Genomic DNA, 24470 nt, shown 5'->3' with positions numbered 1-24470 from the left:
AAGATCGCGTGAACGGCTCAGCGTTTGCGGTTGATGAAATCCGCCATCAGCGACTGCGGCTCGCCGGTCAGATACGCTCCGCCGAACACCTTGACCGAATGCGCAACCGCTTGCGGCAGCGGCATGTCTTCCCACGCCGCCATCAGCGCCTTCTGTGCCCGCATTGCCTGCGGCGCGCCGGCGAGCAGTGCGCCGACCAGATGCTCGACCGCGGCGTCGAGTTCGCCCGGCGGTGCGATCTTGTCGATCAGGCCCCAGGCCAGGGCGGTGTCGGCGTCGATGTTCTCGGCGGCCATCACCAGATAGCGCGCCCGTGCCCAGCCGATCAGCCGCGGCAGCAGGGCGGCGTGGATCACCGACGGAATCCCGACCCGCACCTCGGGCATGCCGAATTTGGCATCGTGCGTCGCGATGCGGAAATCACAGGCGGCGGCGAATTCCAGCCCGCCGCCCAGGCACCAGCCGGGAATCCGCGCGATCACCGGATAGGGCACCGCGCGCACCGACTCGCACAGCTCCGCAAGCCCGGTGATGAAGCGCTCGGCGGAACTCTGATCGAGCGTCGCCATCTCGTTGATATCGGCGCCGCCGATCATGCTGCGCTCGCTCTGGCCGGCGACGATCAGCACGCGCAGGCTTTCATCGCTTGCGAGCTGATGCAGCCCATCGCGCACATCGGTGATCACCGCGGTGTTCAGGATGTTGAGCTTCCCGGCATTGCAGATGGTGAGGCGTGCGACGCCGCGGGAATCGCGGTCGACGCCGCAATGGGTGTTGAGCATCTGCATGGTGGGTCTCGTCAGCAAGTCGAGGGCGGGGCCGGCATCATGTCCGGCGACGCCGGGGGACTGTCAAGCTGCATCAGGCCGCTCCGCTTGCCGCGACCGCGAATTAATTATATTATGATCATAATTCCAAAAGAGAGGTCGCTGATGACGATGATTGATGCTGCCGCACCGCCAGATCTCGCCGGCTTGTTTGCTGCCGCGCAGCGCCGCAGCCGCACCGTCGATTGGCAGGAGCCGGGGCCGGTCGCCCGCGCCGCGATGGCGATGTCCGGGCTGGAGGCGATGCAGGCGATCCGCGACGGCCGGTTGCCGCCGCCGCCGCTGGCGCGGCTGATCGGCTTCAAGATGGCCGAAGTGCATCCCGGCCGCATCGTGATGCAGCTCGATCCGGACCAGAGCCTGGAGAACACCGCGGGCCTGCTGCACGGCGCGATCGCCGCCGCGCTGCTCGACACCGCGATGGGCTGCGCAATCTCGACGCGCCAGCCGGCCGGGCAGGGCTCGGTGACGATGGACCTGAAGCTCAGCTATCTGCGGCCGCTGTCGGTGCGCTCCGGCACGATCGTGGCCGAGGGGCGGGTGGTGAAACTCGGCCGGCAGTCGAGCTACACCGAGGGCTTCGTCTATGACGGCGCCGGCAAGCTGGCGGTGCACGCCACTGCAACTTTTGCGATGCTCGGCGGCGCGCCTGCTGCGGCGCCACATCCGCACGATTCCTGAGGCGATGCGAAACTTGAGGCAAACGCCCGCGTTCGGTGTCATAATATGATCCTGAACATGGCATGGATCGCCGATGCGCTATTCGAAGGAACATAAGCAGGAGACCCACGACCGCATCGTCCGGCGGGCGTCGGTGAAGCTCCGCGAAAAGGGCGCCCACGGCATCGGCGTCGCCGATCTGATGAAGGACGCGGGCCTCACCCACGGCGGGTTCTACGCGCATTTCGCCTCGCGCGAGGCGCTGGTGATCGAGGCGTTCAGCTACGCGATGGACCGCTCGACCGAACGCTGGCGCAAGCTGGCGGAGGAGCTGCCGCCGGAGCGGCGGCTCGCCGCGCTGGTGGACGGCTATCTCAGCGCGACCCACCGCGATGATCCCGGCCGCGGCTGCGCAGTGCCGGCGCTGGGCGCCGAGATCGCGCGCGAGAGCCCGAAGACCCGCAAGGCGTTTGCCGCCAAGCTCGACGACATGATCGCGATGATTGCGGCGCAATATGTCGATGCTCCGCCGAAGACGGCACGCAAGCAGGCGATGGCGACGCTGGCGACGATGATGGGAACGCTGGTGCTGGCGCGGATCGCCGGCAGCGGCGAATTGTCAGACGAGATCCTTGCCGCCGGCCGCGAAGCGGCGCTCGCCGAGGCCGGCGCCACTGTGCCGAAGAAGCCGACGCGGGTGATCACGGCCAAGCCGAGAAAAACCGCCGCCAAGGCCGCGGCAAGGTCGGCCGCGCAAGACTGAAACCGGCTTGCAGCTCCTTGCGCCGCCGCGAGCGGTGGCCGCATGCCGCGGCGAGGCCGCTTCGGCATTTCGGCACAGGTGTCGCGCGTGCGGGGCCTTCCCAAACCTGAAAAAATTCTGTTCAAGAGAACGAGAACACAGCCTTTCAGGAGGAAGTCCATGCGCACGGTCGGGCATTTCATCGGCGGCAAAGAGGTCGAGGGCAAGTCGGGGCGTTTCGCCGACGTGTTCGAGCCGATGACCGGCGAGGTGAAGGCCAAAGTCGCCCTCGCCACCAAAGCCGAACTCCGCGCAGCGGTCGAAAACGCCAAGGCGGCGCAGCCGGAATGGGGCGCCACCAATCCGCAGCGCCGCGCCCGCGTGCTGATGAAGTTCCTCGAATTGGTGCATCGCGATTACGACAAGCTCGCCGAGCTGCTGGCGCGTGAGCACGGCAAGACCATCCCGGACGCCAAGGGCGACATCCAGCGCGGCCTCGAAGTGGCCGAGTTCGCTTGCGGCATCCCGCATCTGATGAAGGGCGAATACACCGAAGGCGCCGGCCCCGGCATCGACATCTATTCGATGCGCCAGCCGCTCGGCGTCGTCGCCGGCATCACCCCGTTCAACTTCCCGGCGATGATCCCGATGTGGAAATTCGCCCCGGCGATCGCCTGCGGCAATGCGTTCATCCTCAAGCCGTCCGAGCGCGATCCCGGCGTGCCGATGGCGCTGGCGGCGCTGATGCTCGAAGCCGGCCTGCCGCCGGGCATCCTCAACGTCGTCAACGGTGACAAGGAAGCGGTCGACGCCATTCTCGACGATCCGGACATCAAGGCGGTGGGCTTCGTCGGCTCCTCGCCGATCGCGCAGTACATCTACGAGCGCGCGGCGCAGACCGGCAAGCGGGCGCAGTGCTTCGGCGGCGCCAAGAACCACGCCATCATCATGCCGGACGCCGACATCGACCAGACCGTCGACGCGCTGATCGGCGCCGGCTACGGCTCGGCGGGCGAGCGCTGCATGGCGATCTCGGTCGCGGTGCCGGTCGGCAAGGCCACCGCGGACGCGCTGATGAGCAAGCTGATCCCGCGCGTCGAAGCGCTGAAGATCGGTCCGTCGACCGATCCGACCGCCGACTACGGCCCGCTGGTGACCAAGGAAGCGCTGGAGCGCGTCAAGAACTACGTCGAGATCGGCGTCCAGGAAGGCGCGACGCTCGCCGTCGACGGCCGCGGCTTCAAGATGCAGGGCTACGAGAACGGCTTCTACATGGGCGGCTGTCTGTTCGACAACGTCACCAAGGACATGCGGATCTACAAGGAAGAGATCTTCGGCCCCGTCCTGAGCGTCGTTCGCGCCCACGACTACGCCGAAGCGCTGGCGCTGCCGTCCGATCACGACTACGGCAACGGCGTCGCGATCTTCACCCGCGACGGTGACGCCGCCCGCGACTTCGCCGCCAAGGTGAATGTCGGCATGGTCGGCATCAACGTGCCGATCCCGGTGCCGATCGCCTACTACACCTTCGGCGGCTGGAAGAAGTCCGGCTTCGGCGACCTCAACCAGCACGGCCCGGATTCGGTGCGGTTCTACACCAAGACCAAGACCGTCACCTCGCGCTGGCCGTCGGGCGTCAAGGAAGGTGCGGAGTTTTCGATCCCGCTGATGAAGTGAGGCGAAACGCCGGGGAATGATGTAAGATCATTTCCCGCAGCTTGCATTGGTATCAGGCAATGACCGACACCGCATTCAAGCAGAAGCTCGACGAGACGTTGGCGCCCTATGTCGAGCGCGCCAAAGCGAACGGGCGCACGTTGCGCGAGGAAATCGACGCGCTCGGAGGCGAGGGGCGTCCGTACACTCCGGCTGAGCGCGTTGCGGTGTCGGCCTATTTCCTCTCGCAATATTCGGAGCCTCAGCCGTCTATGACGCTCGACGAAATACGCGAAGGTCTCATGTGACGAGCCTGGTCGTAGACGCCAGCGTCGCTGTGAAATGGCTTGTCTACGAGGACCTGTCGACTAACGCCATCTCGCTCGCACGCAGTGGAAATCCGCTCCTTGCGCCACGTCTCTTACTGATTGAAGTCGCAAACGCATTGGTTCGGAAGGCTGCACGCGGCGAGCTCTCGATGGACAGGGCGATGCACGAGTACGATAAGTTGCCGTTATTCTTCGACGAAATCGTCTCCATCGATGACGTCATTCCCGCAGCTCTTCGAAGGGGCTGCACGCTTCGCCATCCGATCTACGATCTGATTTATCTCGAAACAGCGCGCAAGCTCGGTGCTCGGCTCGTCACCGCGGACCGCCGGTTCGCCGCCAAGCTTGCCGGCACCGAGCATGCTCGGTACGTCACGCTCCTTTCCGACTGGCAGCCTGAATGATGCAGTTCGACCTCAACGAAGACCAGATCGCCATCCGCGACATGGCGCGGGACTTCGCGGCCGAGAAGATCGCGCCGCATGCGCTGAAGTGGGATGAAGACAAGCACCTGCCGCTGGACGTGATCCGCGAAGCGGCGGCGCTGGGCATAGGCGGCATCTACATCCGCGACGATGTCGGCGGCAGCGCGATGACGCGGTTCGACGCGGCGCTGATCTTCGAAGCGCTGGCGACCGGTTGCCCGGCGGTATCTGCCTTCATCTCGATCCACAACATGGCGGCGTGGATGATCGACAGCTACGGCTCCGACGCGCAGCGTCAGCGCTGGCTGCCGAAGCTTTGCAGCATGGAGCAGGTCGCGAGCTACTGCCTGACCGAACCGGGCTCCGGCTCGGATGCCGCGGCACTGCGCACCCGCGCGGTGCGCGACGGCGATCACTACATCCTCAACGGCCAGAAGCAGTTCATCTCCGGCGCCGGCGCCAACGACCTCTACGTCGTGATGGTTCGCACCGGCGGCGACGGCCCCGGCGGCATCTCGACGCTGGTGGTCGACAAGGACACGCCGGGCCTGTCGTTCGGCGCCAACGAGCGCAAGATGGGCTGGAACGCGCAGCCGACCCGCACCGTGATTTTCGAAAACGCGCGGGTGCCGGTCGCCAACCGGCTCGGCGACGAGGGCATCGGCTTCAAGATCGCGATGGCCGGGCTCGACGGTGGCCGGCTCAACATCGGCGCCTGTTCGCTCGGCGGCGCCCAGGCCGCGCTCGACAAGACGCTGGCTTACATGAAGGAGCGCACGGCGTTCGGGAAGCGTCTCGACGAATTCCAGGCGCTGCAATTCCGGCTCGCCGACATGGCGACCGAACTGGAGGCCGCGCGCACGCTGCTGTGGCGCGCCGCCGCCGCGCTCGACCGCAAGGATGCCGACGCCACCAAGCTGTGCGCGATGGCCAAGCGGTTCGCCACCGACGCCGGCTTCGGCGTCGCCAACGAGGCGCTGCAGCTGCACGGCGGCTACGGCTATCTCGCCGAATACGGCATCGAGAAGCTGGTGCGTGACTTGCGCGTGCATCAGATCCTCGAAGGCACCAACGAAATCATGCGGCTGATCGTGTCGCGCAAGCTGCTCGAGGCCAATCGATGAACGGAGCCGTGACTGAACCCGACCTGATCGTGCGGCGCGAGGGCTCTGCCGGTGTGATCCGGCTCAACCGGCCGAAGGCGATCAACGCGCTGACGCTGGAGATGGCCCGCGAATTCGACCGCGCGATCGACGCGTTCGCGGCCGATCCGGAGGTCGCGCTGGTGCTGGTCGAGGGGGCGGGCGAGCGCGGGCTGTGCGCCGGCGGTGACATCGTCGGCCTCTACAACAGCGCGCGCGAGGGCGGCGATCTCGGCAAGGTGTTCTGGCGCGAGGAGTACATCACTAACGCCAAGATCGCGCAGTATCCGAAGCCCTATGTGGCGTTCATGGACGGGCTGGTGATGGGCGGCGGCGTCGGCATCGCGGCGCACGGCAGCCATCGCATCGTCACCGACAAGACCAAGATCGCAATGCCGGAAGTCGGCATCGGCTTCTTCCCCGACGTCGGCGGCACCTGGCTGCTGACGCGCTCGCCCGGCGAGATCGGCACGTACTTTGGCCTGACCGGCGAGATCATGAACGGCGCCGATGCGATCCACGCGCAGTTCGCCGACGCCTATGTGCCGACCGCGAATTGGGCGGCGCTGCGCCAGGCGCTCACCGAAGCACCGAGTGGCGCCTCGGCCGCGCAGGTCGGCGGCATCATCGGGCGCTTTGCGGAACAGCCGGCCAAGGGCCCGGCCGAGCTGCATCAGGCCGCCATCGACCGCTGGTTCGGGCACGAGACGATCGAACAGATCGTCGCCGCGCTGGAGGGCGATGCGTCGGAGTTCGCGCAGGCCGCGCTGAAGACGCTGCGGATCAAATCGCCGACCAGCCTGAAGGTGACGCTGAAGCTGCTGCGCGCCGCGCGGCACAGGGCGTCGCTGGAAGAATGTCTGGTGCACGAATATCGCGCCGCGTTGCAGGTGTTCGTCAGCGACGATTTCGTCGAGGGCGTCCGCGCCGCGGTGATCGACAAGGACCGCCAGCCAAAATGGCGGCCTGCGACGATCGCAGAGGTGACGCCGGAGATCGTGGCGCGCTACTTTGAAGATCGCGGCGACGACGAGCTGAAATTTCCGGGCTGAAGAACCGGGGACAGACAAGGGGAGGAAGGGGACATGACGGAGATCGCATTCATCGGTCTCGGCAATATGGGCGGGCCGATGGCCGGCAATCTCGCCAAGGCCGGCCACAACGTCGCCGGCTTCGATCTGGTCGCGGCCTCCTGCGAGGCGGCGAAGGCCGAGGGCGTCGGCATCGCGCCGACCGCGATCGATGCGGTGAAGGGCGCGGGCGTCATCGTCACCATGCTGCCGGCCGGCAAGCACGTGCTGGCGGTGTGGAACGAGATCCTGCCGCATGCCGCCAAGGGCGCGCTGATCATCGATTGTTCGACCATCGACGTCGAAAGCGCCGTGCAGGCGCATGCGCTCGCCGCCAAGCACGACATCGCGTCGGTCGATGCGCCGGTCTCCGGCGGCACCGGCGGTGCCAAGGGCGCAACGCTCACCTTCATGGCCGGTGGTAGCGAAGCTGCGTTCGCGGCCGCCAAGCCCGTGCTCGAAAGGATGGGCAAGAAGATCGTGCATTGCGGCGGCGCCGGCGCGGGCCAGGCGGCGAAAATCTGCAACAACATGATCCTCGGCATCTCGATGATCGGCGTGTCGGAAGCGTTCACGCTGGCCGAGAAGCTCGGGCTGTCGCATCAGGCGCTGTTCGACGTTGCCTCGACCTCGTCGGGGCAGTGCTGGTCGCTCACCAGCTATTGCCCGGTGCCGGGCCCGGTGCCGGCGTCGCCCGCCAACAACAGCTACAGGCCGGGCTTCGCCGCAGCGCTGATGCTGAAGGATCTGAAGCTGTCGCAGGAGGCCGCCAAGGCGGCCGGCGCTTCGACGCCGCTCGGCCAGCACGCCGCCGAGATCTATGCGGCGTTCGAACAGGCCGGCCACGGCGGCACGGATTTTTCCGGAATCATCAACTACCTGCGCGAGCAGGGGCGGAAGTAAGCGTTTGATGTTTCGCACGGCGACACCTCCGTAATCGCCGTCATGCGCGGGCTTGACCCGCGCATCCATCGCTCTTCGCAATCCGATGGATTGCCGGGTCGAGCCCGGCAATGACGGGTGAACTGGCGGTGGCCGCTGTGCCGCGTAAGCGAGGTGCTTCATGACCACGTTCCAGCAAGCCCGTTCGTTCCTGCTCCAACACCGCACCGACTACGCAGCCGCGGTCGCCGGTTTCCGCTGGCCCGATCCGGTGCCGTTCAACTGGGCGCTCGACTGGTTCGACGCCGAGCTGGCAAGCAATCCGGACAGTCGCAACCGTCCCGCGCTGTGGATCGTCGACGGCACCACCGGCCGGGAGGAGAAGCCGAGCTTCGCGCATCTGTCGAAACGCTCCAATCAGGTCGCGAACTATCTGCGGGCCAAGGGCCTGAAACGCGGCGATCATTTGCTGCTGCTGCTCGGCAACGTCGTGCCGTTGTGGGAGGTGATGCTGGCCGCGATCAAGCTCGGCCTCGTCACCATCCCGGCCACCACGCTGCTGACGCCGGAGGAATTGCGCGACCGGCTCGACCGCGGCCGCGCCAAGGCGGTGGTGGCGGCGCCGGATCAGGTCGCCAAGTTCGCCGGCCTCGGCGGCGACGATCTGCTGCGCATCGTGGTCGGCGACGCCCAGCACGGCTGGCTCAATTACGACGGGACCGCGCTGCAGCCTGACGTCTTCACCCCGGACGGGCCGACCCAGGCCGACGATCCGATGCTGCTGTACTTCACTTCCGGTACCACAGCGAAGCCGAAGCTGGTGCGGCACAGTCAGCGCTCCTATCCGGTCGGCGCGCTGTCGACGATGTTCTGGCTCGGCCTGCAGCCGGGCGACGTGCATCTCAACATCTCATCGCCGGGCTGGGCCAAGCACGCCTGGAGCTGCTTGTTCGCGCCGTGGAACGCCGGTGCCACCGTGTTCGTGGTCAACCAGCCGCGGTTCGACGCCAAGAGCCTGCTGACGACGATCGGCCGCTGCGGCGTCACCACGCTGTGCGCGCCGCCGACGGTGTGGCGGATGTTCATCCAGGAGAAGCTGGCGGACTATCAGGTCGCCTTGCGCGAAGTCTGCGGCGCCGGCGAGCCGCTCAATCCGGAAGTGATCGATCAGGTCAAGGCGGCCTGGGGCGTCACCATCCGCGACGGCTACGGCCAGACCGAGACCACCGCGATGGTTGGCAACTCGCCGGGCCAGACCGTGAAGATCGGCTCGATGGGCCGGCCGCTGCCGGGCTACGTCGTCAAGATCACCGATGCCGATGGCCAACCGGCCAAGGAGGGGGAGATCACGCTGGCGCTCGGCGACGCCCGGCCCGCCGGCCTGATGCAGGGCTATCAGGGCGAGGGCGGCAAGCTGGCGGGCGCCGATGGCGAGGTGTATCGCTCCGGCGACGTCGCGTTTGCGGATGAGGACGGCTATCTCACCTTCGTCGGCCGCACCGACGACGTCTTCAAGTCGTCCGACTACCGGATCTCTCCGTTCGAACTGGAGAGCGTGCTGCTGGAGCATGATCTGGTCGCGGAAGCCGCGGTGGTGCCGAGCCCGGATCCGATCAAGCTTGCGATCCCGAAAGCCTATGTGCTGCTGACCGCCGATGCCGAGCGCTCGCGCGACACCGCGCTGTCGATCTTCAAGCACATGCAGGGCCGGCTGGCGCCGTTCAAGCGCATCCGCAAGCTGGAGATCGTCAGCGAGCTGCCGAAGACCATCTCCGGCAAGATCCGCCGCGTTCAACTCCGCCGCATCGAGCACGACAACGATCAGGCCGATAGTCTGCGCGGGCTCGCATTTTCCGAAGAGGACTTCCCCGAGCTGAAAGCCGCGCCGGCGAAGGAGGGGTGAGGGCGCGTCGCGCCAAACCTCTCCCCGTCATTCCGGGGCGCGCGCAGCGCGAACCCGGAATCTCTCTTCGCAACAAGCTCGGGATTCCGGGTTCGCGAGCTGGCGCTCGCGCCCCGGAATGACGTGTCTGTGGCTCAAGCGCGCGAGCCTCGGTGCCGTCCGCAGGCGCTTACTTGTACTCCCGCTCGTCCCACCACGGGAAGTAGGGCGGCATGTCGGTGGTGATCTTGTTCTTGAACTGCGCCGGGCGCTTTTCCAGGAACGAGGAGACGCCTTCCTTGACGTCGTCGGAGCGTCCGCGCTCGTAGATGCCGCGGCTGTCGATCTTGTGGGCCTCCATCGGATCGTCGGCGCCCATCATCCGCCACATCATCTGCCGGATCAGCGCCACCGACACCGGTGCGGTCTTGGCGGCGATTTCCTTGGCGAGCGTGCGGGCGGTGTCGAGGAGCTGATCGGCCGGCACCACGCGGCTGACCAGCTTGCCGTCGAGCGCTTCCTGCGCCGGGAACACGCGCCCCGTGTAGCACCACTCCAGGGCCTGGCTGATGCCGACGATGCGCGGCAGGAACCAGCTCGACGCCGCTTCCGGCACGATGCCGCGCTGCGAGAACACGAAGCCGAACCGCGCGGCTTCCGACGCGATGCGGATGTCCATCGCGAGCTGCATGGTGACGCCGATGCCGACCGCCGGGCCGTTCACCGCGGCGATCACCGGCTTCAGGCACTTGAAGATCCGCAGCGTCACCTGGCCGCCGCCGTCGCGCACCTGCGGATCGGAGTAGTCCGCCGAGCCGTCGGCATTGCGGCGTACCGGGCCGCGGCGGGCGTCGCGATCGAAAGTGTCGGCGCCGGAGGAAAGATCCGCGCCGGCGCAGAACGCGCGGCCTTCGCCGGTGACGATGATGGCGCGGATGTCGTCGTCGGCGTCGGCCTTGTCGAACGCCTCGATCAGCTCGGCCTGCATCGCCGGATTGAAGGCGTTGAGCTTGTCGGGGCGGTTCAGCGTGATGGTGAGGATTTGATCGGCCACCTCGTATTTGATGGTCTCGAACGGCATCTGGTTTCCTCCAGCGTGTTTTTGTTTGTACGAGTCATGCGCGGGCTCGGCCCGCGCATCCATCTTTATGAAGGAGATGGATGCGCGGGTCGAGCCCGCGCAATGACATTGTGCTTGGGACGCCGCGTGCGTTAGCGCGGCACGACCGGCCACGGCTTCTGTTCGCCGCGCAAGCTTTCGAACGCCTTCGCCATGCGCAGCACGCCGAGATCATCGAAACGCTTGCCGACGATCTGCACGCCGATCGGGAAACCCTTGGTGCTGTAGCCGCCGTTGATCGAGGCGGCCGGATTCTCCGCCATATTCCAGGGCACGGTATAGAGGATGTGATCGAACGGCCGGTCCGGATCATTCCACGGCGACGCGACATCGGCGGCGAAGCTCACCACCGGCGCCACCGGCGAGATCAGATAGTCGATGCCGGCAAACAGCTTGGCGCCGAGCGCGCGCATCGCCATGGTCTGGTTGAAGCCGCGGATCACCTCGACGCCGCTCAGCCGCGCGCCGGGCTCGGCCCAGCGCACGATGTAGGGCAGCACGCGTGCGCGCTGCTCGTCGGAGAATTGCGCCAGATCGCTCCACATCCGCGCCCGCCAGAACGCGTCGAGCCCGTCCATCATCTCGCGCGTGAAGCCGAGCCCGACCGGCTCGACGATCGCGCCCTGCGCCTCGAATGTACGCGCCGCCTGCGTGACGATGTCGCGTACCTCGTCTTCCAGCTCCATGCCGAAGCCGAGATCGGTGAGCAGGCCGATCTTCTTGCCGCGCATATCGACGTCGAGCTCACTCCAGTCGAAATCGTGCGGCGGCAGGCTCATGCCGTCGCGGCCGTCGGGCTGCGACAGCACGCTCATCATCAACGCGGCGTCGTCGACGGTGCGGGTCATCGGCCCGGCGCAGCGGCCCACATAGGGCGGATCGATCGGCACGCGGCCGAGGCTCGGCTTCAACGCGAAGATGCCGCACCACGCGGCCGGCAGCCGCACCGAGCCGCCGATGTCGGTGCCGAGATGCAGCGGCCCGTAGCCGGCCGCGCCCGCGGCTCCGGCGCCGGCCGAAGAGCCGCCGGTGTTCTGCGACACGTCCCACGGATTGCGGGTGACGCCGTGGAAGCTGGAGAGGCCCGACGACAGCATGCCGAAATCCGGCATCGTCGTCTTGCTCCACAGGATGCCGCCGGCTTCGCGCAGCCGCGCGGCGGGCGGCGCATCGGTCGCGGCCGGCGTCAGCGGCGTGATCGGCACGCCGAGCGGCACCGGCACGCCCTCGGTGGCGACGTTCTCCTTGATCGTCACCGGCACGCCGTCGAGCAGGCCGAGCGGCTCGCCCTTGGCCCAGCGCGCGGTCGAGGCCGCTGCCGCCTTGCGCGCGGCATCGGGGTCGAATCCGTACAGCGCGTTGATATGCGGCTCCCAGCGCGTCGCCTGGGCGATCACCGCCTCCATCACCTCGCTCGGCGAGAACTGCTTGCCGTAGTAACCGGCGAGCAATTCGGTGGCGGAGAGGTCGTGCAGCGCGGTGGCGGTGGTGGCGAGGCCGTCAGACATGCGCAGCTCCGTTGTCGCCGCCGAGCGGCAGCCGGGTTTCGATCAGCCGGGCGAACATGCTGGCGCCGACCGGCAGGATCTTGTCGTCGAGCACGAAGCCGGGATTGTGCAGCGGCACGTTGCCGTCGTGGCCGATCCAGAAATACGCGCCGGGCACCGCCTGCAGCATATCGGCGAAATCCTCGCTGCCCATCTTCGGCGTTTCGCGGGTCTTCACATTGGCTTCGCCGACGATGCTGCTCGCCACTTCGGCGACGCGCTCGCTGTGCTCGGGGGCGTTCACCAGCACGCTGAAGATGTCGCGGATGTCGACCTTGATGTCGACCTCGAACGCCGCCGCGATGCCGGCCGCGACCGCGCGCATCCGGGTCCGGATCAGGTTGCGGATCTCGTCGGAGAACGCGCGCACCGTGCCGGCGAGCCGGGCTTCGCCGGGGATCACGTTATAGGCCGAGCCGGAATGGATCTGGGTGATCGACAGCACCGCCGACTGCAGCGGATCGACGTTGCGGCTGACGATGGTCTGCAGCGCCTGGCCGAGCGTCATCGCGATCACCACCGGGTCCTTGGAGCGCTCCGGCATCGCGCCGTGGGCGCCGTAGCCGGAGATGGTGATGTCGAAGAAATCGGCGCCGGCCATCGCCGGTCCGGGCCGGATCGCGATCTCGCCATGGCCGAGGTCCGGCGCGTTGTGCAGGCCGTAGACTTCGTCGCACGGAAATTTCTCGAACAAGCCGTCCTTCAGCATCGCGCGGGCGCCGCCGAGGCCTTCCTCGGCGGGCTGGAAGATGAAGTGCACGGTGCCGTCGAAATTGCGGGTCTCGGCGAGATAGCGCGCGGTGCCGAGCAGCATGGTGGTGTGGGCGTCGTGGCCGCAGCCGTGGAAGCGGCCGGGGATGGTCGAACGCCACGGCAGGTTGGTGGCTTCGTCCATCGGCAGCGCGTCCATGTCGGCGCGCAGACCGATGCGGCGGCCGCCGTCGCCTTTGCCCTTCAGCACGCCGACGACGCCGGTGCCGCCGATGCCGCGATGCACCTCGATGCCCCATTGGCCGAGCTTGTCGGCGACGATGCCCGAGGTCCGCACCTCTTCGAACCCGATCTCGGGATGGGCGTGGAGGTCGCGGCGGATCGCGGTCAGTTCGTCGGCGAAGGCGTCGATACGATCGATGGTCGGCATGCGCGGGTCACCTCGGCTGTGGCGGGCTGTATGGGACGTCTCGGGCGGCCTGCATGCAAGGAACGGGCAAGAGCGGGGCAGGGCAGAGGGAGAGCGGAATCGGCATCGGCGTGAGACAGACCGCCGTGCCCGACGCCGCAGGCGCCGTGCGTATTCCAGCCGACAATGCGGGGCGATGTCAAAGCGCGCGGACGGCGAAGCCGCCACACGGCTGCAACCCCGCTTTGCGTTGCGCCGCCGGGTCGATTATGAATGCGGCGCACTGGCGCGGAACCCGGCACCATCACGGCCGCCGAGCCGGACAGCCACCGCCGCAGCCGCCACCGTGAAGGCGGCGTCGCGGTCCGGGATGCGGGCGTGGCGAAATTGGTAGACGCAAGGGACTTAAAATCCCTCGGCTCGAAAGAGCTGTGCCGGTTCGACCCCGGCCGCCCGCACCAGCACTCGAGTCCGAGAATGAGTCTCGGCAGAAATCGAACCATTGTCAGCGGCATAGTGTGAGTAATGTGAATCAGCAGGGGAAAGCTGGGAAGGGCCTCTCATTGTCTGATGATGAAGATGTAACCAATCGGTGCACGGCTGAGCTCGCCACTGCGAAGGAGAGCGCTGAAAGAGCGCGAGCCAAATACGATAGCCTGATGGAACGGTCCTACCTCGATCCGGAATCAGCCGAACGGCAGATGGAGGCCTATCGCGCAAAGCAGGGCGACAAGGCGCTTCAAGAAAAATTGGCCGACAATGCGCGCAAGACTGCATTTGGTGGTCGGTCAGGGAGCATTGCGTCGCGGGATGGCTACGCTCCCGGTGCAGGTGAACGCAGGGAAGGCTCTCATATTGCCCGGAAGTATCTGCCTGAAGCGGCCCTTGAGAAGAACAGGGAGGAGGAGAGGCTGAAATACGCCGAGCGAGCCGCCGGCGCCGATATGCTGTCGGCGGAGAAACAGCAGCCTGAAAAACGGGAAATTAGAGAGGCAGCGCCCCGGGCGGGAAAGAGCTTCAAACAAAAGCTGGCAGATCAGCAAATGACGTCTTCGAAGGATAAGGCAGCCCTAGACCGGCTCAAAGCGGATCGAGAAAAAGATAGGGATACTGAACGGTAAAGACCGCCTCTTGTCGAAACGCAACTTCTACCGCGTTGGTCAAAATGATCGATATCTCATCGCCACATACCGATCCTTGGCTGGGTCATAGGGAAGATATTTTTGACCCTCATTGAGCCAATCCCCTCCGGTGCTCTGGATGGTAGTTGCGCGCGCGTAAGGTTGAAACGTCGAAAGGAGCCTGTTCCAGGCCGTAATAACGTCAGTAATAGACCCGTGCCACTTATCGTCTAGATGCCCCAACTCCCATCGAATTTTGTTCATGATGGAATCCCGTTCCGCCTGGTCCATGCATTCGTTCGCGTACCCGATAATCGCATAGTCCAGAACGGAGTAATTCACGTCGAAGAGGTGCGAATTGGAGTTGCCGTCGTCAAATCGCCAGCCTTTCCATCGTTCGTGGGCGATGGTCCACAGCTCCGTGCGGCGTTGGGCAGAAGCGGCAGTGCGAAAGACTCGCAAGCATTCAGCTACGGATCGTCGCCCTGCATCGTCGCTTGAGTGTCCGGGGAACAACACGATCGCGTGCACGTACGCATAGATTGCATCGCTGGAGGCGGCCGCAAGGCAATTACCTAGCGATGCCTGAAGCGCAGGAAATCTAAGCGGGTAGGCGTTGAAGACCTTCATCCAACCCTTCCAGCGCGCACAATCGTTCGAGACTTTAAGCAGAATGGCTGTCAACGCAGATGCGTCTGAGGAAGAGAGCGTTCTCATTGCCGAGCGGCCGCAAAGTGTCACATAGACGGTCGCGAACTCAATAAATGGATTATTGCTTGCGAATCCTAGTACCAGGCGTTGATCTGTGGGCAGGACCTGAGCGAGAAGCATAGCGGAGGCTATGTGATGAATGGTATCGGTCGCAGAAACGAGGCAATCTCGCCAGAAGTGAGAAAGAGAACGTACGGACTGGGTCAGCAGAACGTTAGGAAAAAACTGCGACGCGAAAGGTTGCCAGCAGTCGCCAATGGCCCCCCAATCGGCGGCTGCCTCCGCTTCTTTGAGCTTTTCCACCGCTTCCTGCTCCCAGAGCGGTGCTGGCATTGAACCTCTTGTCGTGAATTCAATGGCCAAAGATGAGATCACTCGGCCGAACTCTTCGGCGATTTCAAGCTTCCGTCCAAAACTCCCGGCGAGTCGAGGCCAGAGTTCATGCTCGATATCGAGAGCCTGAGCCGAGACGACGATTGCTGTGAATAGCCTTCGTTGGGGATCTGTTTGTACCTGCCACCCCGCCAGTTGGTTCTTGAGCCAACACAGTAGTCCGGCGCAACGAGAAATGTCGTCAGGCTCAAAAGGTGGACCTGGCGCGCGCGCTCTCTGCAGGATCGCAAAATCTCTATAGAAGGCGCCAAACAACAAGTTCGCGCGGTCGCCGTCGCACAGATCGTTGATGGGATGCGAGGACTGTGCGACAAAATCAAGAAGGCAGCTTGGCGCAACCGCCTCGCAATTTGACTGTGACAGCTTTTCAGCCGCCTGCAGGAAATCGCCGTAAGCGCTCATGGCGTCTTCCAAATCAGGTGCTCGGCTTGGCCCAGAGCTTCCCACAATTCGTTGAAGGCGTCAGCGATAAGCTGGCCATCGTCCACGCGCTGAAGGATATGGTGCTGTCGTCCCATCCTGTTGACGGATGTGCCGAGAGACCATGCAAGAGCGCCGCCGTCCTTGATGGGAAAGATCAAGAAACGGTCGTGGAATGCCCAGCCCGCCTGGCCGACCTTCATTCGGAATTCCAGCTTCAATCCCCGCAGGTTGGAATTGGCCGCAGCAAAGACCGCCCGTTGAGTGTCTGCAAGCAAAGAGCTTGGCACGGACGAGGCAACGGTTTTTGCCGCGCTCAACGCCCGCATGGCGGCGCCTGTATGCCGAGAGAAAAACAGCGTTCGTAGAATGTCATCCGCGCTGAGATAGGGGTCCCATAGCCACGCTCCGAACTCGCCGTGACGGTTGATAAGCACACGAATATCTTCAAGCGCCTTTTCATGGAGGTCGGCGCCACCGGGCTGCGGCTTGTATTGCACGAATACGCGCTCGGCGGCCAGACGCGCAGCTTCATCACGATAGATGCGCTTTCGCGTCCATTCTGCGGAGCGTTCGTCGGATACTGGACCCACCTGCACAGTCGAGCCGGATGCCAGTGGAATGCGCTTTTCGATCGCGTTCCCTTTGGCATCCTTGAGCGTGAACACACGGGGCTCGGGGTCCAGCGCTTTCATATTCATGGCGATCGTATTGATGAAGCCCGTGCTCGACGTAGCGGCCAGAACGAGTCCGTTCTGGTCGTCCCAAATGACGCCGCGTTGCATCCCAGGTCCGGCAGCCATGGGCAGCGTGGCAGAAGAGCCCAGAATCTCCGCAGAGGAGTAACCCGTGAGAACGTTGTCATGCTCCATCTGGCACATGGCTCGAATTGGTCGGGGGGTGGCTTTGGGGTGCCAGGCGAGATTCACAGTCGCGTCCCCGGAAGTGCGGTCTTTTGCAAACTGTACGACGATGATTGATGCAGGAATCTGGAAGACGATATTGCCCAATCGATCCGATAGGCTCGCAATACGAAGGGGAATGCGCTTCTGAATGGCAGCAGAGAGCTCCTGAAGGGCGGGCGGATTGTCGATAAGCTGCCGAACTTCCAATTTCTCTGTATCAGCCAGTTCGACAACGTACGATCCGCTCCAGAAATTATTCTTGAGGACGTGATTCCACGCTGGGACAACCGTCGAATCCGGCGGAATGAACTGTGTGGGGAGTGCCGTAACAGTGCCTATGCGCAGCGGTTCTCCTGATGGCTCCCATTTGCCGGTATTCTGGAAGTTATTGAGCAATGGCTCGATGCTGTTGAGTTGGAGGATCGTCCGCTTAATGCCGAACTTCCAGCCTTTTAGTTGTTTGATTTGAATGGGGGTGCCGACGAACGGAGGTAAGCTTCCCGGCGGATCATCGCGTTCTTCCGCGACAAGAATCGAAAAGACATTGAATGGAGTCGGATCATTTCCGCGTAGAGCAAAAATTTCCGTGGCTTCGACGTGTGTGAAGAACCCGAGTAGTCCAGAGGCGGTCAGGCGCTTAAAATCGACATTTGTGCGATCAGTAGAGACCATTTTATTCTCTATTTCCAATGAGTCTCTTTTGGTGTGATTAGTCCAGCTTCAGGTGATAGCGAGTATAGCGCAGTTCACCCGTTCGGGTCAGAGCGTCCTTTGCAACAAGGTCTTGTAGATCGCGCGTGGCGGTCGAGCGGGTCGCCTTGGTGATGGTGATATAGTTCTCGGCGCTCAGGCCGCCTTTGAAGCCTTCGATCCCTTCCTCGAACATGCGGGCGATGGCCTTCTCTTGCCTTTCGTTCAATTGGCCACGCAGGCGTTCGTAGAATCGGGTCTTGGCAAGGGAGAACTCGACCCGCTTATTGGTGTTGTCCTGAGCTTCAAGGACCGTCTTCCCGAAATAGACCAGCCAGTCGGTGACTTCGGTCGACTTGTTATTGTGCTCCAAGGCGTCGTAGTAGGCTTTCCGTTTGTGTTGGATGGTGTAGGCGAGAGCGATGAGCGTGGGCTGGTTGAGGTTTTGTGCCAGTGATTTCTCAGCCAAGGCACGCGCGATCCGCCCGTTGCCATCTTCAAATGGGTGAATGCTGACAAAGTAGAGGTGAGCAAGCCCGGCGCGTGTGAGCGCGGGCAGCGCTTGGGGGCCACCGGGAGCGGTTTCGTTGAACCAGTTGATGAAAGCCGTCATCTCCTCCGTCACGCGCTCTGACGGTGGAGCTTCGAAGTGGACTCTGCGGTGTGCGATTGGTCCTGACACGACCTGCATGGGATCGGCGTGAGTCCTGTAGGCCCCCACCACCCGGATGGACATCGTCTGCGCCATGAGCATCTGGTGCCACCCGAACAGAGCCTCGTGGGTGAGTGGCTCGGCAAACCTGCGATAGAGGTCGACCATCATCTCGGCGATGCCGCGTTCGGCCGCTGGCACGTCCGGTTGATCCTTCGCGAGGCCGAATTGATAGCGAAGCGAGGACTGCACGCTATCGCGGTTCAGGATCTCGCCTTCGATTTCTGAGGTCTTGAGGGCTTCCTCACTGATCAACTCGATGCGGAGGCTGGTCTGTTCATCCTGGCTGACGTGCTTGAAGGCTCCGATGAACTCTCCGGAGCGCAAGAGAAAATCGCTTTCAAATTTATCTAACCCTTTGGCTTCGTAAGAAAATACGGGCCAATTCGGGTCCTCCCAATTCCAAGGCATGAGCTATAGAACTCCTTTCTATAGCCCAATATTGGAAGAAAAATGAGCTATAGCAAGGCATTCTATGCCGCATCGGGCGTGAACGCGTCGTGCGGGTTCGACTCTGCCGTCCGCACCAGCAGTTCGGCGGTCAGGTCGCGGCCGCCGGTCCCACATACAGGCGCGGAAACCATCGGTCGATGACGGCCAGCGGGAAGCCGAGCCGCACCGCGGAGCGTGAGGTCGGCGAGATCAGGAAGCCTTTTTCAATGAGGGTATTGAGCACCGTTCGTGCTTGGCGTTCCTGATAACCGGTCAGTTCGGGAGCCTTGCCGCGCGCGAACTCGCCGCAGAGCAGGGCTTCACGAAGAAGTGGCCAACTGCCTTTGAGAAGGCGGCCAGCGCGGGTTTCTTCCTCGCACCAGATCTCGATGCGGCGTTGGAGTTCGCCGGGTTCGAACAGGGAGTTCATAAAGACGATCTGGTCGACGCAACTGGTGAGAAAGAACGTGCAGAAGCCCACCAGGCCGGATTGGGTGAGGTTGCCGCGCCCGTCGAGATCGCCCCGCCGTGGTTCGTCGGCGGCTTGCAGGGCGGCTTTGTACTTGTCGACCGCCCGGGCGAGTCCTCGTGAGACCGACCAGAGGCTCGAGCCGATGCCGAGTTCTTTCAGGAAGGCGTGAGAGAACAGGCGTGCGACGCGGCCGTTGCCGTCGGCAAATGGGTGAATCCAGAGCAATCTGTGGTGGGAAGCCGCCACGCCCACGATGCGTTGGATGGTCGATAGCTTGGTGTCGCCATAGGCGCTTGCGAAGCGGATCAGCAAGGGCCCGAGGTCCTCTGACATCGGGGCGATGTGACGCCCGACCTGGACGGCCACCTTCCGCAGTTCGCCCGGGATCACCCGCTCTTGTTTGCCGGTGCGTGGATCAGAGATAATCAGGAGGTCCTCAGGTAGTTGCTGGCAGAACTCCTTGTGTATCCAAGCGATGAAGTCGGTCGAGGTCGATGGTTGCGGGCCTTCGCCAAGATCGATCTTCCGCTGCACGTCGATATGTGCGCGGGCTTCGAGCTGGAGGTTCCGTTTCTCCGGTTCGGCGCTGTAATCCCCGGCCAGGGCCCGGTCGATATCGACAGGGTGGGTGTGGTGCCCCTCGATGAGATTGCTGTAGTAGCAGTTCATCGACCGGACGAGGTCGCCGACGCTCGTCTGAATGATCGGATGGAGGCGGCCCGCCAGGGCGTTGCTCTTGGCGACGAGGTCGGTCGCAAGATCCGTAAGCGCCTTGTTCTCTTCCGGGAGCAAGGGTTCCATGGCGCTGGGAGAAGTCAATTTTGCCGCTTTCTTTGCCGGTTTAAGTCTCTAAATATCAATATCTTATAGAGAAATAGACCGTTGATATTGCCGGTTATTATGCCGGTTGGCGCGACTATTGGCAATCACATCGCCTTGAAAGGCTTGATCAGGCGTGGCGAAGGCGCCACGGCATTGACGCCGTTGTCAAAGAGCCCATAGCGGGCTGACAGGCACCTTGCGTTCGCGGAATGCCCTATTCCGCCGAAACCTTGTGGGTTCATTTCCTCGGATACGTAGTTGACGTATCCGAGGAAATGAACCAATCTTGCCGTATGACGGCCAGCTCAAGAACGCAATCGGAGAGAGTGGAGCTCCTTCTTCGAGAGCGCGGGCTGGTTCGTGCGGCCGAATTCCGCAGTGAAGGCATTTCGCCGACGACGATTTCGCGGATGAAAGAACGGGGAGACATCGTCCAGCTCAGCCGAGGTCTCTATCAGCTTGCCGGGGCCGCGCCGGGAGTAGGTAGCTCGCTTGCTGAAGCAGCGAAGCTTGCGCCCAAAGGGGTTGTTTGCCTCGTGTCAGCGCTGGCGTTTCACGAGCTGACCGACACCATCCCGCCGCGCATCTGGATTGCCATCGGGCCCAAGGATTGGAAGCCGCGCGTCACGCAGCCGCTTCTTCAGTTTGTCCGGTTCGGCGGCAAGGTTCTCAAATCGGGTATCGAGGAGCACCGGATCGAGGGCGTGACTGTGCGGATCTACAACCCCGCCAAGACAGTCGTCGACCTGTTTCGCTATCGCCAAAGCGAGGGGAGGCGCTTCAAGCGCAGTCCGGGTCTCAGTCTCGCGCTGGAAGGCATGAAAGAGGCGCTTCGCAAACGGAAAGCGACGCCTGCACAGATTGCGAAGTACGCCGAAGAGGCCGGCGTTTGGAAGGTCGTTCGACCTTATCTCGATGCAATGACTACCGATGGCTAGGCCGCCGGTCAGGAATGTCGCCGCGTCGGCGCGGGATCGCCTCGCCAATCTCGCCCGCGAGCGCAAGCAACCGTTCGAGCTGTTGCTGACGCGCTATGTGCTCGAGCGGCTGCTTTTCCGTTTGAGCCAGACTCCTCACGGCTCTCGTTTTGTCCTCAAGGGCGCAATGCTGCTGACAACATGGCTGGAGGCGGCATTCCGGCCGACGCGCGATCTTGATCTGCTCGGGTATGGCGATCCAGACCCGGACACGATGCTGGGCGTATTCACGGACGTTTGCGCCATCGACTTCGACGACGGCGTTGTCTTCGACGTTGCTGCACTCGAGATCGACCAAATCCGCGAAGAACTTGAGTATGGTGGCCTTCGCATCAAGACCAATGCGACGGTCGGCGGAGCCCGAGTGCGGGTTGTCGTCGACATCGGCTTTGGAGATGCGGTTGAACCGCAAGCGGCAGAAGTCGATTTGCCGGTGCTGCTCGATCAGCCGTCTCCCCGCATCCGGACTTATCCGCCCTAGACCGTGATCGCCGAGAAGTTTCAGGCGATGGTCGCGCTTGGCAGGGCAAACAGTCGGATGAAAGACTTCTATGATATTTGGGTTCTTTCGCGTGACTATCAGTTTGAAGGCGAAAGCCTTGCGCGTGCCATTGCAGCGACCTTCGCGCGCCGACGGACAGAGATTCCAACAGAGCTGCCGGATGCGCTGACAAAGGCATTTGCCGAAGGTGCTGCCAAAGCCAAGCAGTGGAAGGCGTTCATGGAGAATATCGAAGTCGATGTTGTGCCGCTGGCGGATGTTGTCGCAGATTTGGCGGCGTTCTTGATGCCGCGCGCGGCACAGGCACGTCGTTTGTTGTGACGAAAGAGAGCGTCTGCTCGGTTGAACAACGTGTTGGCAAGAGCGGGGCGAATGCCGATAGTGACGGGAATAACTCGTCGGACCTATCAAAAATAGTTACTTGGATGTGGTGTCATTCTACGCGATGCGCGATCTCGCGTGGCAAAAACTACCCCATCCCCTTCACCATATGCACCACCCGTGCTCCGTTGGCCCGCGTCTCCAGCCGTTCCTGTACGTAGCCGAGCGACGCGTACAGCCGGATGTTTTCTTCGAAGCGCTCGTTGGTGTAGAGGCGCAACGTGGTGCAGCCGGCTTCGGCGGCGATCTGTTCGGCGAGGGCCATCAGGCGGCGGCCGTAGCCGCGTTTCTGGGCGTCGGGCGACACCGCGACGTTGACGATCAACAGATCGTCGTCGCGCAGCTCGGTCTCGATCAGCGCGGCCAACACGCCGTCGGCTTCGAGTAGATCGAACCGATGCTCCCGGATCGCCACCGCGTAGTCGGCGAGCATCGGCAGCGGCTCGTAGCCGATCAGCGCCAGCCACTTGCCATAGGCGCGCATCGTGAGGTCGGTGATCGCCGCGACGTCGGCGGGGGTGCCGCGGCGGATCAATACAGGCATGCGATGCCTTTCGTCAGGCGTGGCCTCACCCGGCCTTCGCCGCGTCCTCCGCCTTGCCGAACACCCGATCCAGCACCGGCAGGATCGAGGTGTCGTCTTCGGCGTTCATGTCTTTCTCGGCGGCGAAATGCCAGTCGCTGTCGCGCGGCACCGGCGTCGAGGCGTCGCCGCGCTGGATCTTGGTCTGCAGGTCGGACAGCGACCGCGACCAGTAGTGATTGAGGCGGAGCAGGTCGAGCACCGGGCGGTCGCCCTGGAACAGGCGGCCCATGGTGTCGATGGTTTCGCCCTGCCAGTATTTGTAGAGATGCACGTTGCGGATGGCGCGGATCCAGCGCGGGTTGGCGATGGTCTTGGCCGAGATCTTCGACAGCGGCGAGCGCTTGGTGAAGGCGCGGCTGATCGGCACCGGCGGCCGCTGCTCGTGGCCGGCCGAGCCGAAATACGGCGAGAACACGCCGACCGCGGGCGCGCCGTCGAACCGGCCGAGCACGTCGGTGACTTTGTCCGCGACCGGCGAGAACAGGAACTCGTCGATGTCGATGAACGCCATCCACTTCGCATCCAGCATGTGCTGCTTGATGCAGTGGCGATACGCCGGCAGCTGCCCGACCTCGACCGGCCAGTCGGTCAGCGTCACCAGCCCGCGCGCGATCCACGGCGCCAGCACGTCGCGGAAGTGATCGGTGCTGAAATTGTTGTAGAGGTAGAAATGGCCGACGCCGACGGCCTCGTGGAAGCGCAGCCACTCGTCGAGGAACGGCGCCTCTTCGCGGAAGATCGCCACCACCGCCAGCGTCGGCACGTCGCGCTGCGCGACGAGGCGGTCGCGCGCCCGCGCCCGCCACACCCAGGGGGCACGCAGCATTTGCTTTAATCCCGACACCGCTCGCTCCTCGGAAAGCCTGTTCGATTGCGGCGCGACACTGTTCCAAACCCGCCGGTTTGGCAAGGCGAGCGCGGCGCGAGTGGGCGGTTACTTCACCAGCGTCACAGGTAGTTTGGTCAGGTGGACGACCTTGTTGGCCACCGAGCCGAGCACCAGATTGCCGATCGCGCTGCGGCCGCGGGTGCCCATCACGATGGCGCTGCAGCCCAGCTCCTCGGCGCGCTTGACGATGCGCTGCGCGGTGTCGCCGGTCAGCACTTCGGCGGTGAACGGGATGTTCGCCGCGTTCAGCTTGGTGATCGCCGGTTGCAGGATGTCGTCGCTGTGCGCGCGCTGCAGCTCCTCCATCTTCTCCTTGGAGACGTACACGGCGATCTCGCCATACAGCGCCGGTTCGGGATGAGCGTAGACCAGCACCAGCTCGATCGGGACGTTGTCGTGGGCGAGGGCGATCACCCAGTCCAGCGCGCGGCCGGCATTGGCGGAGCCGTCATAGGGGAGGAGGATCTTCGGCATCGGTCGCGTCCTGTTGGCGTTGTCGAGCGAAGTCGGAGCCGGTTCGCGTGGAGACAACGCGCCGAGTTGGACAACGGGCAGTGGGGCCTAGCTGGCCGGCCACACTGCGGTCATCACAGCCTGATTTGACCGAAACCTCAACCTGGTTCACACAGCCCGTCACCATGACATCGCAACGCTCGTCCGCCTTCCCCGCAGCCCGCGCCGCTGCCGCCGCTACGTTCGCCGCCCTCGGCCTGTCCGGCTGCGCCGGGATCGGCGACAGTGCGCTGTCGCAGGCGTTCGTCGATCCGGCCCGCTACGCCCTGTACGACTGCAAGCAGCTCGAGGTCGAGCGCAAGGGGCTCGATGCCCAGCTCGCCCGGCTCGACGGCCTGATGCGCAAGGCGCAGACCGGGGTTGCCGGGCCGGTCGTCTCCGAAATGGCCTACCGCAACGACTACATCAACCTGAAGGCGCTATCGCGGCTCGCCGAGCAGACCTGGCGGGAGAACCGCTGCACCGAGACGCCCGAGCAGCCCGCCGCAGCGCCGGCAGAGCCCAAGCGGGCGGGGCGCGGGACGCGCTGAAGCGGCGCGCGC

General features: G+C 63.9%; 23 protein-coding genes, 1 tRNA gene and 1 pseudogene. 14 read left to right on the top strand and 11 right to left on the bottom strand.

Features of this window, described 5'->3' with window-relative positions; genetic code table 11:
* Positions 1-17: 17 nt before the first annotated feature.
* Complete coding sequence (locus tag DU475_RS03025; RefSeq protein ID WP_164630599.1) at positions 18-788, bottom strand: enoyl-CoA hydratase; 771 nt, start codon at positions 786-788, stop codon at positions 18-20.
* A gap of 144 nt (positions 789-932) precedes the next feature.
* On the opposite strand from DU475_RS03025, the gene DU475_RS03020 reads away from it, so the two are divergent.
* The 9 genes from DU475_RS03020 to DU475_RS02980 all read left to right on the top strand — a co-directional run bounded on the left by DU475_RS03020 (position 933) and on the right by DU475_RS02980 (position 9636).
* Positions 933-1508: a PaaI family thioesterase gene (locus DU475_RS03020; RefSeq protein WP_164630597.1), complete on the top strand. Its 576-nt coding sequence runs from the start codon at positions 933-935 to the stop codon at positions 1506-1508.
* A gap of 73 nt (positions 1509-1581) precedes the next feature.
* Complete coding sequence (locus DU475_RS03015; protein WP_164630595.1) at positions 1582-2250, top strand: TetR/AcrR family transcriptional regulator; 669 nt, start codon at positions 1582-1584, stop codon at positions 2248-2250.
* 159 nt (positions 2251-2409) lie between these two features.
* Positions 2410-3906, top strand: coding sequence for a CoA-acylating methylmalonate-semialdehyde dehydrogenase (locus DU475_RS03010; RefSeq protein WP_164630593.1), 1497 nt, complete (start codon positions 2410-2412; stop codon positions 3904-3906).
* A 59-nt stretch (positions 3907-3965) separates the two neighbouring features.
* Positions 3966-4193, top strand: a complete 228-nt coding sequence (locus DU475_RS03005) for a hypothetical protein (protein ID WP_041807176.1) — start codon at positions 3966-3968, stop codon at positions 4191-4193.
* Positions 4190-4618, top strand: coding sequence for a type II toxin-antitoxin system VapC family toxin (locus DU475_RS03000; RefSeq protein WP_013501683.1), 429 nt, complete (start codon positions 4190-4192; stop codon positions 4616-4618). Before DU475_RS03005 ends, DU475_RS03000 begins: the two co-directional genes overlap by 4 nt.
* On the top strand, positions 4618-5763 hold the full coding sequence (locus tag DU475_RS02995; protein WP_164630642.1) for an isobutyryl-CoA dehydrogenase: 1146 nt from the start codon (positions 4618-4620) through the stop codon (positions 5761-5763). Before DU475_RS03000 ends, DU475_RS02995 begins: the two co-directional genes overlap by 1 nt.
* Positions 5760-6833, top strand: coding sequence for an enoyl-CoA hydratase/isomerase family protein (locus tag DU475_RS02990; RefSeq protein WP_164630591.1), 1074 nt, complete (start codon positions 5760-5762; stop codon positions 6831-6833). Before DU475_RS02995 ends, DU475_RS02990 begins: the two co-directional genes overlap by 4 nt.
* A 33-nt stretch (positions 6834-6866) precedes the next feature.
* The gene (gene mmsB, locus DU475_RS02985) at positions 6867-7754 is read left to right on the top strand and encodes a 3-hydroxyisobutyrate dehydrogenase (RefSeq protein ID WP_164630588.1); all 888 of its coding nucleotides are present in this window, start codon (positions 6867-6869) and stop codon (positions 7752-7754) included.
* A 160-nt stretch (positions 7755-7914) separates the two neighbouring features.
* On the top strand, positions 7915-9636 hold the full coding sequence (locus DU475_RS02980; RefSeq protein WP_164630586.1) for an AMP-binding protein: 1722 nt from the start codon (positions 7915-7917) through the stop codon (positions 9634-9636).
* 169 nt (positions 9637-9805) lie between these two features.
* Here the strand turns inward: DU475_RS02980 and DU475_RS02975 are convergent, their stop codons facing one another.
* The 3 genes from DU475_RS02975 to DU475_RS02965 form a co-directional block, all read right to left on the bottom strand.
* Complete coding sequence (locus DU475_RS02975) at positions 9806-10696, bottom strand: crotonase/enoyl-CoA hydratase family protein (protein WP_164630584.1); 891 nt, start codon at positions 10694-10696, stop codon at positions 9806-9808.
* A gap of 131 nt (positions 10697-10827) precedes the next feature.
* On the bottom strand, positions 10828-12243 hold the full coding sequence (locus DU475_RS02970; RefSeq protein ID WP_164630582.1) for an amidase: 1416 nt from the start codon (positions 12241-12243) through the stop codon (positions 10828-10830).
* Positions 12236-13423, bottom strand: coding sequence for a M20 aminoacylase family protein (locus DU475_RS02965; protein ID WP_114356512.1), 1188 nt, complete (start codon positions 13421-13423; stop codon positions 12236-12238). The genes DU475_RS02970 and DU475_RS02965 overlap by 8 nt, the downstream gene beginning before the upstream one ends.
* Before the next feature lie 351 nt (positions 13424-13774).
* On the opposite strand from DU475_RS02965, the gene DU475_RS02960 reads away from it, so the two are divergent.
* Positions 13775-13863 (top strand) — tRNA-Leu (locus DU475_RS02960).
* Between the two features lie 198 nt (positions 13864-14061).
* Positions 14062-14523 carry a hypothetical protein gene (locus tag DU475_RS02955; protein WP_164630580.1) on the top strand — a complete coding sequence of 154 codons (462 nt, stop codon included), beginning with the start codon at positions 14062-14064 and terminating at the stop codon, positions 14521-14523.
* Positions 14524-14562: 39 nt separating this feature from the next.
* On the opposite strand, the gene DU475_RS02950 is transcribed toward DU475_RS02955, so the two are convergent.
* The 4 genes from DU475_RS02950 to DU475_RS02935 form a co-directional block, all read right to left on the bottom strand.
* Positions 14563-16029, bottom strand: a complete 1467-nt coding sequence (locus tag DU475_RS02950) for a hypothetical protein (protein ID WP_164630578.1) — start codon at positions 16027-16029, stop codon at positions 14563-14565.
* Positions 16026-17624, bottom strand: a complete 1599-nt coding sequence (locus DU475_RS02945; RefSeq protein ID WP_164630576.1) for a VPA1262 family N-terminal domain-containing protein — start codon at positions 17622-17624, stop codon at positions 16026-16028. Before DU475_RS02945 ends, DU475_RS02950 begins: the two co-directional genes overlap by 4 nt.
* 37 nt (positions 17625-17661) lie before the next feature.
* Complete coding sequence (locus tag DU475_RS02940) at positions 17662-18765, bottom strand: Fic family protein (RefSeq protein ID WP_164630574.1); 1104 nt, start codon at positions 18763-18765, stop codon at positions 17662-17664.
* Between the two features lie 130 nt (positions 18766-18895).
* Positions 18896-20059, bottom strand: coding sequence for a Fic family protein (locus DU475_RS02935; RefSeq protein ID WP_164630572.1), 1164 nt, complete (start codon positions 20057-20059; stop codon positions 18896-18898).
* 230 nt (positions 20060-20289) lie between these two features.
* On the opposite strand from DU475_RS02935, the gene DU475_RS02930 reads away from it, so the two are divergent.
* Positions 20290-21018 (top strand): type IV toxin-antitoxin system AbiEi family antitoxin domain-containing protein, encoded by a 729-nt coding sequence (locus DU475_RS02930; RefSeq protein ID WP_502706837.1) that lies wholly within the window; start codon positions 20290-20292, stop codon positions 21016-21018.
* Positions 21011-21880 (top strand): annotated as a pseudogene (locus DU475_RS02925) (nucleotidyl transferase AbiEii/AbiGii toxin family protein). Before DU475_RS02930 ends, DU475_RS02925 begins: the two are co-directional and overlap by 8 nt.
* Before the next feature lie 148 nt (positions 21881-22028).
* Here DU475_RS02925 and DU475_RS02920 read toward each other — a convergent pair.
* The 3 genes from DU475_RS02920 to DU475_RS02910 all read right to left on the bottom strand — a co-directional run bounded on the left by DU475_RS02920 (position 22029) and on the right by DU475_RS02910 (position 23889).
* A complete protein-coding gene (locus DU475_RS02920; RefSeq protein ID WP_164630570.1) occupies positions 22029-22484 on the bottom strand; it encodes a GNAT family N-acetyltransferase in 456 nt (151 codons plus the stop codon).
* Positions 22485-22509: 25 nt separating this feature from the next.
* Positions 22510-23352: a glycosyltransferase family 92 protein gene (locus DU475_RS02915; RefSeq protein ID WP_205524200.1), complete on the bottom strand. Its 843-nt coding sequence runs from the start codon at positions 23350-23352 to the stop codon at positions 22510-22512.
* Between the two features lie 108 nt (positions 23353-23460).
* Positions 23461-23889, bottom strand: a complete 429-nt coding sequence (locus DU475_RS02910) for a universal stress protein (protein ID WP_013501697.1) — start codon at positions 23887-23889, stop codon at positions 23461-23463.
* A 164-nt stretch (positions 23890-24053) separates the two neighbouring features.
* Here DU475_RS02910 and DU475_RS02905 point away from each other — a divergent pair, with 164 nt between their 5' ends.
* Positions 24054-24458, top strand: a complete 405-nt coding sequence (locus DU475_RS02905; protein ID WP_047307412.1) for a hypothetical protein — start codon at positions 24054-24056, stop codon at positions 24456-24458.
* Positions 24459-24470: the final 12 nt, after the last annotated feature.

It is taken from the genome of Rhodopseudomonas sp. WA056, assembly GCF_010906995.1.
GTDB classification, from domain to species: Bacteria; Pseudomonadota; Alphaproteobacteria; order Rhizobiales; family Xanthobacteraceae; genus Rhodopseudomonas; species Rhodopseudomonas palustris_G.
This window is presented reverse-complemented; position numbering and strand designations above follow the sequence as displayed.